We start from the raw sequence: 12,168 nt of genomic DNA, 5'->3' as shown, positions 1-12,168 counted from the left end.
GCCTGCCAAGGTTGAAATGTCCTGAAATAAGAATTCCCGCAGTGAAGCTTGCTTTGAATGACCTGAAAATCAAGCCTTTACCGAAAACGCTGTTTGGTTTGTCGCGATGCCAGACGCCGGTCAATCGGCAGGGCTGGAGGCCGTCTGGCAGGCGCGTCTGGCCTCAAAGATAATCAGAGACCTATGTCAGAAATTGAATCAGAGTCAGACAGCCACAGGCAAGAAAATTACATCGTTTCAAGGCAATGCCGACGAAACGCGCGTTTCAGCATGTCCAGCTCAGCCCGCAGCAACTCCATCTCGGCGCGCAGGTCGTCCGAAATAGCCTCGCCTGCGATCAGGGTAAAATCGCCCAGCTTAGTTTCGCCAATCGTATCGTAAATGACAAAGGTCTGCACCCCGTCCGCGACTGAGTGGGTCGGGATCGGAATGGATACGTCCCAGCTTCCGGGTTCGTCGCTTTCGATCACCGACACGCTTTCGACCGGAAGATCCAGGTACTTTACCTGTATTTCCGGGCGTTGAAGGCCAGAGCCGCCAGACAGCCGCCCCTCCCATACGCCATTGCGCAGACGAATTTTTTTCAGCGTCAGATTGCTCATCGTCACGGCTCCTAGATGGCGGCCCGTCTGTATCGGGAAAAGTTGAGATCGCGCAGGATCACCTGGTTCATGTCGGGCGCTTCAAAGATCAGATCCAGCCAGACCTTTTCGATCCGCTTTTCGTTCAGCCGGGAATAAGCAAGGTCGAATTCGACCATGATATCTTCTTCGTTCAGGGGCAGTTCCCGCACGATCTGTTCGGTATTGGGCCCGTATTTGATGTTGAGGCGCGCAAAGATTTCGAGTGGTTTTTCCATTTCTACAATGGTGCCGACCCTTAGAAGATGCGACTTGGTCAGCCCTTCGGAGGCCTCCAGCGGCAGGTCGATCACCAGCGACAGGAACGAGCCGTCGAATTTGAAAACGTCCATGCGCAGGCCATAGGGGGCCAGATCTTCCTGACGCAGATTGCGAAGCTGGCGCAGGGTCAGTTCTGAAAACTCGCAGTCGTGAAACAGGGTGACTTCATCGCCCAGTCTGGACTTTGGCGGGGCCGAGGACAGGCCGGGAATTGGCAAAGGGCCGCGCCACAGTTCGGGTCGCCACGACCAGTCCGTGCCATGCGGTTTGGGAAAGAAGGACGATCCGACCTTGGGCAGAGCCAGCCGCCCGTCCGCTGTATGGATCAGCATATCAAGATGCGCGCGCAACTGTCGCGCGTCGTTGCGCTGGGTCCGCAGGTCGGTCAGCTTTGCCTGATCCGCACCACGCGCAGCGCGGCGCCATTTGCGCAGAGCATTGGTTTGAAACAGCAGGTCGAATGGTCTGCTCATTTTTGTTTTCCCATCGCTTGGCGCGTGGTTACGTCTGTTGCTTTGCCCAATATCTAACGGAATGCGATCACTCAAATAAACCGGTAATCACTTTGAAAGGCGATTTATTTGCTTCGGCGGGCTTCCCGGTCTCGGGTGTTTCAGCGGTTTTCGCGGGCTGGGTGGGGCGCGCGGTGGCGCTGGCGCGGCGTGTCAGGTTGGCCAGTTCCGCCAAAATCCGGGCCCCGTCACTGCCAAGCGCCGGGCTGGTTTCGGGGGCATACAAGGCAAGTCCGACCAGTTGACCGTTCAGCGCAAAGGCACTGCGCCAATGTTCAGGGCTAAGCCCGTCAGTCACGCTTTGCTCTGTGGCAAGCCGGATCAGCGGAAGGCCATCGGCATGCTTTGATTCTATGATTTTTGACGGTGATGCGGATGCGATCAGATCGTCCAGTGTCGGCGCGGTTGCGCCCGTATCCTGAGGGGCCGTCGTGACCGTGATCAACGCCAGTTCTTGTGCAGCAAAGAAGCCTTTGACACCCAAAGCATCGCAGCGGGCCAGCAAGGCAAAACCAGCGTTTGTAGACCGGCGCACGGAGCTTGGATCGATGCAATACCCTCTGGGTGCTGACAAAAGAACGTCCCCGCCAGCCAGATCCACAAGTGTCATCTGTTGGGGGGAATCCTGAGCCTTTAACAAGGCTGGCGCGTCGTCGCACCCGGTCAGTAACAACAGCCCGAGTGCGACCAACAGCGGTTTAGAGTTCCATGTACTCATGTTTCTCGGCCGCGCCGCCGGGATGAGTGACCGCCCCTTTGTAGGTGGCGCCAACCAACTGGGCGAATTTCCATAAAGCACCGGACGCATAAATGGTCTCGCGCGGGCCGGCCCAGGCCTCTTTGCGGGCCGCCAGTTCTTCGTCTGTCAGATCCACGTTGATATCGCCGGTCAGGGCGTTGATGGTGATCGCGTCGCCGTTTTTCAGCAATGCGATCGGGCCGCCTTGTGCTGCTTCGGGGCCGACATGTCCCACGCAGAACCCACGGGTCGCGCCCGAGAACCGGCCATCGGTGATCAGGGCGACTTTCTTGCCCATACCCTGGCCGGAAAGCGCCGCTGTGGTGGCCAGCATTTCGCGCATGCCCGGGCCGCCTGCGGGGCCTTCGTTGCGGATCACGATGACTTCGCCTTCTTTGTAGGCGCGCTCTTTGACCGCTTCAAATGCGTCTTCTTCGCATTCGAAGACCCGTGCAGGGCCGGTAAAGACCTGGTTTTGTGACGGGATGCCCGCAACTTTCACGATGGCACCTTCGGGGGCGATGTTGCCCTTCAGTCCAACCACGCCGCCGGTTTTGGTCAATGGGGCGTCGATGGGATAGATGACTTTGCCGTCGGCCTCGCGGTCGATCATGTCCAGTTCTTCGCCGATGGAACGGCCTGTCGCGGTCATGCAGTCTTCGTGGATCAGCCCTGCTTTGCGCAGTTCTTTCATGACCACCGGAATACCACCGGCGTCATAGAGATCCTTGGCGACGTATTGGCCGCCCGGTTTCAGGTCGACGAAATACGGGGTGTCGCGGAAGATTTCGCAGACATCGTCGAGGTAAAACTCGATCCCGGCCTCGTGCGCGATGGCCGGCAGGTGCAGACCGGCGTTGGTCGACCCACCTGTGCAGGCGACGACGCGGGCTGCGTTTTCCAGCGACTGGCGGGTGACGATGTCACGGGCACGGATGTCGCGTTCCAGCAGGTCCATCACGGCCTGACCCGACGCTTCGGCGTATTGGTCGCGGCTTTCATACGGTGCGGGCATACCTGACGAATTCATCAGGGCCAGTCCGATGGCTTCGGACACACAGGCCATGGTGTTCGCGGTGAACTGACCGCCACAGGCGCCTGCGCTTGGGCAAGCGACGCGTTCCAGCATTTCAAGGGCCGCGTCTGACAAGGTGCCATTCTGATTGCGCCCGACGGCTTCGAACATGTCCTGCACGGTCAAATCGCGCGACCGGAAGTCTTCCGGGATCTCATCGACTTGCGGCGCCTTGCCCGGCAGGATCGACCCGCCATAGATGAACACGGACGGAACGTTCAGGCGCACCATCGCCATCATCATGCCCGGCAGGGATTTGTCGCAGCCCGCAAGGCCGACAATGGCGTCATAGCAGTGGCCGCGCATGGTCAACTCGACGGTATCGGCAATCGCCTCGCGCGATGCCAGCGATGACCGCATGCCTTCGTGCCCCATCGCGATGCCGTCCGTGACGGTGATGGTGGTGAATTCACGCGGGGTGCCATCAGCGGCTTTCACGCCCAGCTTCACAGCCTGAGCCTGACGGTTCAGCGAGATGTTGCAGGGCGCGGCTTCGTTCCAGCAGGTGGCGACGCCGACCAGCGGTTGATGGATTTCGTGCTCGGTCATGCCCATGGCATAGTAATACGACCGATGCGGCGCGCGGGCCGGTCCCTCGGTCACGTGGCGACTGGGCAGTTTTGACTTGTCAAAGACGCGCTTGTTCATGGCTGGCCTCCCGAAAAAATAGCTTGTTCTGCAATAGCTCCGCCCCTTGCAAGGTACAAGGGCGATTGCACTTTTCAGGGTTGTGCAACTTGTATTCGACCCTGCCAGTGCTTACCGTCTGGCAGCCGCAAACGCGGCCCGCAAAGGTCGCGAAGGAGCCTGTCCAGAGGTATGGAACCGACACTGTTCTCCTTTATCTGGAAGCACTCCAAGCGCGAGCAACTGTGGTTGCTTGTGCTGACGCTGGTGTCGTTCCCGTTTCTATACGCGTCCCTGGAACTGCCCAAACGCATCATCAACGACGCCATCGGGTCGTCAACGGCGCAAGTTGATGTTTATGGAGTCGAACTGAGCCAGGTGCAGTACCTGATGGTCTTGTGTTTCGCGTTTCTGGGCACCGTTCTGATCAGCGGTTTGATGAAGATGCACATCAACACCAAGAAAGGCGTGCTGTCTGAACGGATGCTGCGTCGGCTGCGTTATCAGTTGATCGGTCGGATGATGCGGTTCCCCGCGCCCTATTTCCGCACAACCAGTCAGGGCGAACTGGTGTCGATGATCACGTCCGAGGCCGAACCAATGGGCGGGCTGATGGGCGATGCGGTCGCGCAGCCGGTGTTCCAACTTGGCCAGATGCTGACGATCGTCATCTTTCTGTTCATGCAAAGCGTCTGGTTTGGCCTGGCCTCGGTCGCGCTGATCCCGTTGCAGGCCTGGCTGATCCCGATGCTGCAACGCCAGATCAACCTGCTGAACAAGGACCGCATCAAAGAGGTGCGCCATCTGGCCACCGAAATCGGGGAAAGCGCGGCAGGCATCAGCGATCTGCGGGCCAATGGTGGCTGGCGGTACCGGATGGCCTTGTTCACTGATCGTCTGGGCCGGTTGTTCGAGATCCGGTTCCGGATCTATCAGAAGAAGTTCTTTATGAAGTTCCTCAACAACCTGATCACCCAGATGACGCCGTTTCTGTTCTACTCGGTGGGCGGTGTTCTGGCCATTCAGGGGCAGATCACGGTGGGGGCTTTGGTTGCTGCGCTGGGCGCATACAAGGACCTGAGTTCGCCGTGGAAAGAACTGCTGTTCTATTACAACCAGGTGCAGGACATGTCGTTGCGCTGGGATGTTGTCACCGAACGTTTTGCGCCACGCAACATGATTCCTGCTGAGTTGTTTGAAGGTGAGCCGACAAGCACGCCGCGCCTGCTGGGTGATCTGGAGCTGCAAAACATCACCGTGCGCGATCAGGATGGCAACGCAATCCTTGAGGACATCAACCTGACCATCCCAGCGGGCGCGCGTGTGGCGATCCAAAGCGCCCGAGCCTCCGAGCGCAAGGCATTGGGAGAATTGCTGACTCGCGAAATCACGCCTGCACGCGGCCAGGTGATTGTCGCGGGCCACTCACTGAGCGAGTTGCATCAGGCAGTTATCGCCGCCCGGATCGGATATGCCCATTCGCGCCCGTACCTGTTTGACGGGACGTTGGGGGACAATCTGCTGATGCCGCTGAAAGTCAGGCCACAGGAAGTCCCGTGGGACCCTGTCCGCAGAAAGCGTGTCGTGACCGAGGCTGAGCGGTCTGGCAACAGCCTTGATCTTATCAACGCCAATTGGATCGACCCGGCCATCGCGGGTCTGACTGACGGCGATGATATCCGGGACTGGTGGTTCCGTCTGGTCCAAGCCATGGGGATCGACGAGTTCATGTTCCGCCGCACACTCAGATCCCGGTTCGATCCCGATGTTCATCCGGCGCTGGCAAGGCAAATTGTCGATTTGCGGCCTGAAATCCACGACAGCCTGATACAGGCAAAGCTGGATCATTTCGTTCATCACTTTGACCCCGAACAGTTCAACCCTGCTATTCCACTGGCTGGCAACCTGTTGTTCGCCACCCCCAAAAACGACTTCGAGACACTCAACCTTGAGCAAGAACAAGTGTTTGTGGACCTCCTGCGCGAAGAAGATCTGGTCGAAGACACGATGGCAATTTCGCTGGGTGTCATCGACACCCTGAACCGGACCTTTGGGCGCGACGGAACCGAACACCCGCTGTTTTTGAAGCTGGGGCTGGACCCCGATTTGTATCTGAGGCTTTCGGCCTTGGCTGAGCGGGTTCAGCACAGCCGGGCGGCAAAGCTGAGCGACGCAGACCGTATACTGCTTTTGACGGTCCCGTTCACGCTGACAGCGGAACAAATCGGGCCGGACTTCCCCGAAGAATACAAGGAAAAGATCCTGTCTATCCGCCGGTCGCAGGCGGTTTGGCTGCGCGCGCATCTTGGTCGTGAATTTGTTCCGGTTACGCCCGATCAATACATCCCAAGGCTGACTGTGGTCGAAAACGCGATTTATGGTCGGGTATCGGCGATGGCTGGTGCCTATGCCGAAGCGATCGAAAACATCGTCGCCGACGCGCTGATTGCGCATGGGTTGCGACAGCGTGTTGCGGCGATCACCTATGACTTGCCCACCGGGTTGGGAGGGGCAAATCTGCCGACGGTGTTTCAGGAACGGGCTGCGTTTAGCAGGGCAGGGATCAAACGGCCTGACATTCTGATCATGGACCACGTGCTGGCCAGCCACGATTCTGCAAGTCGCTTAAGCACCCGCGAAAGGTTGCGCGAACTGCTGCCGAAATCGACGATGATCTTCATGGAAGACAGTTTTGCCCATCCCGAGGCCTATGACCTCTATATCGAGATCCATGACGGGCGGATTGACGGTATTGCCCGATCAGCGTTTGAGAACGACGATGAGTCAAACGATCTGAGTCGCAAGCTGACCCTGATCGGATCGACCGACCTGTTCGGGCAACTCGATGCCCGCAACCAGCGACTGCTGGCCTATAGCGCGCAATGGTATGAAGCGGGCGAAGGGCAGCACGTATTCTCGCACGATCAAGCGGCTGACGCGGTTTACCTGTGTCTGGAAGGCCACGCCGAACTGCGCTGGCCCGAAGCCCAACCTGGGTCGGTACCGATATCCCATGTCGCGCCGGGCCGATTGATCGGTGATCTGGCCGTGATCACTCGTGACAAACGCAGTCTGGATCTGGTCGCCACCGAACCTACAACGTTCCTTCGGATCGGAGCCGAGGAATTCCGCGCGGTGATTGAAAGCGACGCAACCGTTGCGGTTCAGTTGCTGGAAAGCGTCGCAATGCATCTGACAGGTGCCGCGGAATTGTTGCAGATGGCGCAGGTGAATCTGGCCGACTATGCCGACCCGGATGCCGGCCCGATTTCGCTTGAGACGTTCGGAGAGCAGGTGAATGACTAGACGCGCCTATGACTGGCACGAAGTTCTGGTCGCCCCGGCCCGAGCGTACCCGCAGCTTTGGCGGCTGATCAGTGGGCTGATCCTGATCGGGATCATCACACTGGGTCTGAACGCCAGTCTGATTGCGGCCTTGACGTCGATGATGCCGATGGAATGGGTCATCGGTCTGGAAACAGGCAGCAAACCGGGCCAACTGCTGGTCCTGTTGATGGCTTTCGGGTTTGTCACCATTGCGGTGGCGGTTGCCGCCCGCAACCTGCAACACAGAACGTTTCAGAGCGTTATCGGGCCATATGGGTTGGCGTTGCGGCAGTTCTGGCGCGTGTTCTGGCGTTTACTTGCGCTGATGGTCGCTGTGTTCCTGTTGCCGCCCTATGGCATGGACGACCCGATGGAACCCAACCTGTCGGTGGCCGTCTGGTTGATGCTGCTGCCGTTGTCGCTTGGGGCGTTGCTGATCCAGACCAGCGCCGAAGAAATTCTGTTTCGCGGGTACATGCAGCAAGCTTTGGCGGCCCGCTTCAGCCACCCGGCGATCTGGATCGGGGTGCCATCTCTACTTTTTGCCTTTGGTCACTACCTTCCGGTTCAGGCCGGGGAAAACGCGGTGATGGTTGCGCTTTGGGCAGGGTTGTTCGGCATGTTGTCGGCGGATCTGACCGCGCGGGCCGGAACGCTTGGCCCGGCGATTGCGGTGCATTTCTTTAACAATCTCATCGCTATCCTTATTGTTTCGGTCCCTGGCAACCTGAGTGGTTTGTCGCTTTTCCTGCTGCCCTACGGCATGGATGACACTGACGTCATGCGCGGCTGGCTGATGGTAGATTTCGCAATGATGGTGGTTTGCTGGCTTGTTGCGCGGCTTGCTCTACGCCGTTGATTGCAATTGTGGCTGCACAGGCTTATCTGAGCCACGACAAACCACGTTTGCCTGAGGCTTTTTATGAACTGGATCACCAACTACGTCCGGCCCCGGATCAATTCGATCTTCTCCCGCCGCGAGGTACCTGAAAACCTTTGGCAGAAGTGCGATGAATGCGGCACGATGTTGTTTCACCGTGAGCTGAAAGACAACCTGAACGTCTGCACCAGCTGCGGCCACCATATGGCGATCAGCCCCCGGGACCGGGTCGAAGCGCTTTTTGATGGCGGCATTTATGCCGAAATCAGCGTGCCCGAGCCTTTGGCAGATCCGCTCCATTTCCGGGATCAGAAGAAATATCCGGACCGGATGAAGACGGCGCAGAAAAACACCGGCGAAAAAGAGGCTATGCTTGTCGCCACCGGGGAAATCGGGCGCACCCCCATCGTGGTCGCGTGTCAGGATTTTTCGTTCATGGGCGGCTCCATGGGCATGTATGTCGGCAACGCAATCATCGCCGCCGCCGAAGAAGCGGTTAAACTGAAGCGACCGATGGTCCTGTTCTCTGCTGCCGGTGGTGCACGCATGCAGGAAGGCATCCTGTCGCTTATGCAGATGCCGCGCACAACTGTGGCCGTGCAGATGCTGAAAGAGGCCGGGTTGCCGTATATCGTGGTTCTGACCCATCCCACGACCGGCGGTGTCACGGCGTCTTACGCGATGTTGGGGGACGTCCACATCGCCGAACCCAACGCGCTGATCTGTTTCGCAGGCCCGCGCGTGATTGAGCAAACCATTCGCGAAAAGCTACCCGAAGGGTTCCAGCGCGCCGAGTACCTGCTGGATCACGGGATGCTTGACCGGGTCACGCCGCGCGGCCAGATGCGCGAAGAGCTGATCACCATCACCCGGATGCTGCTGGGCCTGCCGCCTGCGATCCGGGGTGATCTGCCTCCACCTGATCCGACCGAAGAAACGGTGGCCGAACCTGTCGAAAAGACCGCACCTGCAGACCTAGACCCAAAAGCATGAGCGGGCCGACATCGGATGTCATCCTTGAGAGGATGATGGCCCTGCACCCCAAGATCATTGATCTGACGCTGGACCGGGTCTGGCGACTGTTGGAGGCTTTGGACAACCCTCAGAATGACCTGCCGCCGGTGATTCACATTGCCGGAACCAATGGCAAGGGATCGACGCAGGCGATGATCCGTGCCGGGTTGGAAGCCGCCGGGAAGTCCGTGCATGCTTATACCTCGCCGCATCTGGCACGGTTTCACGAACGCATTCGCGTGGCCGGGCAGCTGATTTCTGAACCTGACCTGACAGCGGTTCTGGATGACTGTTATGCGGCCAATGGTGGCGTCGGGATCACCTATTTTGAGATCACCACCTGTGCCGCCTTGTTGGCCTTTGCCCGGACCCCCGCAGATTTCACGTTGTTGGAAGTCGGTCTTGGTGGGCGGCTGGATGCGACCAACGTGATCGACAAGCCCGCGCTGACCATCATCACACCGGTGTCGATCGACCATCAGCAGTTTCTTGGTGATACATTGGAAAAGATCGCCTTCGAGAAAGCCGGGATCATCAAGCGTGGTGTGCCTTGCGTCGTCGGCCCACAGCAAGAGGCTGCGATGGAGGTGATCGAAGATGTTGCTGCCCGTCTTGGCGCGCCGCTGATTGCGCATGGTCAGCAGTGGCACGTAACCGAAGAACGCGGACGCCTGATCTATCAGGACGAAACCGGTCTGTGTGACCCGCCATTGCCAAACTTGCCGGGACCGCACCAAATCCAGAACGCAGGGGCTGCGCTGGCAGCGCTGCGGCATCTGGGTATGGGCGACGTGGCATATGAGGCTGCTGTAGGCAAAGCCGAATGGCCCGCGCGGATGCAGCGCCTGACCTCTGGCACTCTGGCCGAGGCCGCGCCTCAGGCCGAAATCTGGCTGGATGGGGGGCACAATGCCGCCGCTGGAAAGGCCATAGCAGATACACTCACGCGTCTTCCTGAGCGCCCGACCCATCTGATCTGCGGGATGCTGAACACCAAGGACGTCACCGGATACATGCGCCCACTGGCCGGATTGGCCGCGTCGTTGACGGCTGTTTCGATCCCCGGTGAGGCGAATACGTTGCCAGCCGCCGACACCAGCGCGGCGGCCCGTTCCGTTGGCATGACAGCCGGTGAGGCCGAAAGCGTTTCCCAGGCTCTGGCGCGCATCGTTGCGGACGATCCCATGGCCCGGGTGCTGATCTGTGGCTCACTGTACCTGGCCGGCGCGGTGCTGCGCGAAAACGGATAGGCAAAGAGGGGGCACTGCCCCCGATGCCCTGCGGGCCTCTCCCCCGGAGTATTTTCAAAGAGATGATGACAAGCCCCGTCATTCAAGCGGGTAGACAAATGTCGGACCGGATGCGGGGCTGGGGCGAAACCCGAGGTGCGCATAGATGTCCTGAGCGGTTTCGTTTTCGGGGGCCGTGCCCACGGTCATCGCCTTGCATCCCATTTCTTGCCCAATGGCCAGACAGGCCTTGATCAATTGTTTGCCCAACCCTTGACCGCGCCAATCAGGACGGATGAACAGATGGTGCAGGTCCAGTCCTTTCTGGCCAAATTGCAGTCTGTAGCGCGGCAGCAGGGCTGCATATCCGGCCAGTTGGCCATTCCGGTCTTCTGCCACAAGAACCTTTGCCCAAGCTGGGCTACTGAACAGGTCGCGGGAGAGGGCTGCCGGGGTGATAGGCGACGAATCGTCGTGGTGGGCGGCAAGTGCTGCGATCATATCGACCAAAGCGGGCAAGTCGCCAGGAAGTGCGCTGCGTATTTTGGGGAGGGTCATAACGTGTCCTTGAAGGTTGGCCCTCAAAGACAAAAAAAACCGCCCTCAAGGGCGGAGTGTCGGAAATACCTGAAAACCCGCCGTCAATATCGGGTGCTAAAATACCAAGTCTGATGCGCGGCATGGGTCATGGCGCGACGTTAGCGCTGCCAGTGGGGTAGGTCAACTCCCCCAATCTTCGGCTTGCATTTCGCGCAAGCGCGAGGCGGTGCGTTCGAATTCAAATGCGCCGTCACCTTCGACGTAAAGCATCTCGGGCTCGGCGGCGGCGGAACAGATCAGCCGAACTTTTGCCTCGTACAATGCGTCGATCAGCGTAACGAAGCGTTTGGCTTCGTTGAAGTTTGATCGCGACAGGCGCGGGACATCTTCCAGGATCAGAACCTTGACCGCGTCAGCGATGGCGAGGAAATCACCGGGGCCGAGAAATTTGCCGCAGAGATCATAGAAATTGGCGCGGCCCACTCCGTTGCGGAACTGCGGGATGATCACGTCGCGGCCTTTTACCTGTAGCACCAGTTCACTGGCCGGTCCGCCCGTCAGGTGTTCCCACACGATATGGATTTTTTCGCGGGCTTCGGGGCCGATTGGCGTGAAGTAGACCGGGCTGCCCTGCAGGCGATTCTGGCGATAATCCGTAGGGCTGACCAGTTCCCAGACGACAAGCTGTTCCTTGATCAGTTTGATGAAGGGCAGGAACAGCTGTCGGTTCAACCCGTTCTTGTACAGGTCATCCGGCACCCGGTTTGACGTGGTCACGATGACCACTCCGGCCGCAAAAAGTGCCTCGAACAGACGCCCGACGATCATTGCGTCAGTGATGTCTGTGATTTGCATTTCGTCGAACGCCAGCACCCGGACCGACGCGGCCACATCGGCAGCCACCGGGGCAATCGCATCGTCGACTCCGCACTGACGTGCCTCGTGCATTGCGGCATGGATCTCTTGCATGAAAGCGTGGAAATGGACGCGCCGAACCGGTGTGCCTTCAAGCGAGTCGACGAACAGGTCCATCAACATTGATTTGCCCCGACCGACACCGCCCCACAGGTACAGCCCCTTGGGTGGCGGCGGCGCTTTTTTGCGGAACAGGCCGCGCTTCACAGGGGCAGCGGCCAGACCGGAACCGATCCGGTCGAATTCCGGCATGACGGCCTCTTGCGCGTCGTCATGGTACAGGTCGCCAGCGGCGATACGGGCGTGATAAAGGGAGGATGCGTCGCTCATACCGAACGCATAGCGCGGGTGGTCATTGTTGAAAAGTGACTGTGCGATGTGGGCTGGACCAATTCATCAGAATCGCTG

General features: G+C 59.0%; 10 protein-coding genes. 4 read left to right on the top strand and 6 right to left on the bottom strand.

Annotated features, from left to right (window positions below):
• Window positions 1-227: 227 nt before the first annotated feature.
• From FOY56_RS12970 to ilvD, 4 genes are all read right to left on the bottom strand, one after another.
• Window positions 228-602, bottom strand: coding sequence for a hypothetical protein (locus tag FOY56_RS12970; protein WP_146346267.1), 375 nt, complete (start codon window positions 600-602; stop codon window positions 228-230).
• Between the two features lie 11 nt (window positions 603-613).
• A complete protein-coding gene (locus tag FOY56_RS12965; RefSeq protein ID WP_146346266.1) occupies window positions 614-1,375 on the bottom strand; it encodes a DUF6478 family protein in 762 nt (253 codons plus the stop codon).
• Window positions 1,376-1,442: 67 nt separating this feature from the next.
• Window positions 1,443-2,132 carry a hypothetical protein gene (locus FOY56_RS12960; protein WP_146346265.1) on the bottom strand — a complete coding sequence of 230 codons (690 nt, stop codon included), beginning with the start codon at window positions 2,130-2,132 and terminating at the stop codon, window positions 1,443-1,445.
• On the bottom strand, window positions 2,113-3,876 hold the full coding sequence (gene ilvD, locus FOY56_RS12955; protein ID WP_146346264.1) for a dihydroxy-acid dehydratase: 1,764 nt from the start codon (window positions 3,874-3,876) through the stop codon (window positions 2,113-2,115). The genes FOY56_RS12960 and ilvD overlap by 20 nt, the downstream gene beginning before the upstream one ends.
• Window positions 3,877-4,047: 171 nt before the next feature.
• On the opposite strand from ilvD, the gene FOY56_RS12950 reads away from it, so the two are divergent.
• The 4 genes from FOY56_RS12950 (at window position 4,048) to FOY56_RS12935 (ending at window position 10,326) form a co-directional block, all read left to right on the top strand.
• A complete protein-coding gene (locus tag FOY56_RS12950) occupies window positions 4,048-7,161 on the top strand; it encodes an ABC transporter transmembrane domain-containing protein (RefSeq protein ID WP_146346263.1) in 3,114 nt (1,037 codons plus the stop codon).
• The gene (locus tag FOY56_RS12945; protein WP_146346262.1) at window positions 7,154-8,041 is read left to right on the top strand and encodes a CPBP family intramembrane glutamic endopeptidase; all 888 of its coding nucleotides are present in this window, start codon (window positions 7,154-7,156) and stop codon (window positions 8,039-8,041) included. Before FOY56_RS12950 ends, FOY56_RS12945 begins: the two co-directional genes overlap by 8 nt.
• A gap of 63 nt (window positions 8,042-8,104) precedes the next feature.
• The gene (gene accD / locus FOY56_RS12940; protein WP_146346261.1) at window positions 8,105-9,055 is read left to right on the top strand and encodes an acetyl-CoA carboxylase, carboxyltransferase subunit beta; all 951 of its coding nucleotides are present in this window, start codon (window positions 8,105-8,107) and stop codon (window positions 9,053-9,055) included.
• Window positions 9,052-10,326, top strand: a complete 1,275-nt coding sequence (locus tag FOY56_RS12935) for a bifunctional folylpolyglutamate synthase/dihydrofolate synthase (protein WP_146346260.1) — start codon at window positions 9,052-9,054, stop codon at window positions 10,324-10,326. The genes accD and FOY56_RS12935 overlap by 4 nt, the downstream gene beginning before the upstream one ends.
• Before the next feature lie 78 nt (window positions 10,327-10,404).
• Here FOY56_RS12935 and FOY56_RS12930 read toward each other — a convergent pair whose 3' ends face one another.
• The gene (locus FOY56_RS12930) at window positions 10,405-10,863 is read right to left on the bottom strand and encodes a GNAT family N-acetyltransferase (RefSeq protein WP_146346259.1); all 459 of its coding nucleotides are present in this window, start codon (window positions 10,861-10,863) and stop codon (window positions 10,405-10,407) included.
• Between the two features lie 162 nt (window positions 10,864-11,025).
• Window positions 11,026-12,090: a cell division protein ZapE gene (gene zapE / locus FOY56_RS12925; protein WP_146346258.1), complete on the bottom strand. Its 1,065-nt coding sequence runs from the start codon at window positions 12,088-12,090 to the stop codon at window positions 11,026-11,028.
• Window positions 12,091-12,168: the final 78 nt, after the last annotated feature.

The sequence above is a fragment of the Falsiphaeobacter marinintestinus genome (assembly GCF_007923355.1).
Classification (GTDB): Bacteria; Pseudomonadota; Alphaproteobacteria; order Rhodobacterales; family Rhodobacteraceae; genus Phaeobacter_A; species Phaeobacter_A marinintestinus.
Note: the sequence above shows the minus strand (reverse complement) of the source record. Positions and strands in the feature narration are given on the sequence as shown.

Bases quoted from the DNA above. Each gene is read 5' to 3' on its own strand.
- FOY56_RS12945 (WP_146346262.1), top strand. From the start codon at position 7,154: ATGACTAGACGCGCCTATGACTGGCACGAAGTTCTGGTCGCCCCGGCC.
- FOY56_RS12965 (WP_146346266.1), bottom strand. From the start codon at position 1,375: ATGAGCAGACCATTCGACCTGCTGTTTCAAACCAATGCTCTGCGCAAA.
- accD (WP_146346261.1), top strand. From the start codon at position 8,105: ATGAACTGGATCACCAACTACGTCCGGCCCCGGATCAATTCGATCTTC.
- FOY56_RS12950 (WP_146346263.1), top strand. From the start codon at position 4,048: ATGGAACCGACACTGTTCTCCTTTATCTGGAAGCACTCCAAGCGCGAG.
- FOY56_RS12935 (WP_146346260.1), top strand. From the start codon at position 9,052: ATGAGCGGGCCGACATCGGATGTCATCCTTGAGAGGATGATGGCCCTG.
- ilvD (WP_146346264.1), bottom strand. From the start codon at position 3,876: ATGAACAAGCGCGTCTTTGACAAGTCAAAACTGCCCAGTCGCCACGTG.
- FOY56_RS12930 (WP_146346259.1), bottom strand. From the start codon at position 10,863: ATGACCCTCCCCAAAATACGCAGCGCACTTCCTGGCGACTTGCCCGCT.
- FOY56_RS12970 (WP_146346267.1), bottom strand. From the start codon at position 602: ATGAGCAATCTGACGCTGAAAAAAATTCGTCTGCGCAATGGCGTATGG.
- FOY56_RS12960 (WP_146346265.1), bottom strand. From the start codon at position 2,132: ATGAGTACATGGAACTCTAAACCGCTGTTGGTCGCACTCGGGCTGTTG.
- zapE (WP_146346258.1), bottom strand. From the start codon at position 12,090: ATGAGCGACGCATCCTCCCTTTATCACGCCCGTATCGCCGCTGGCGAC.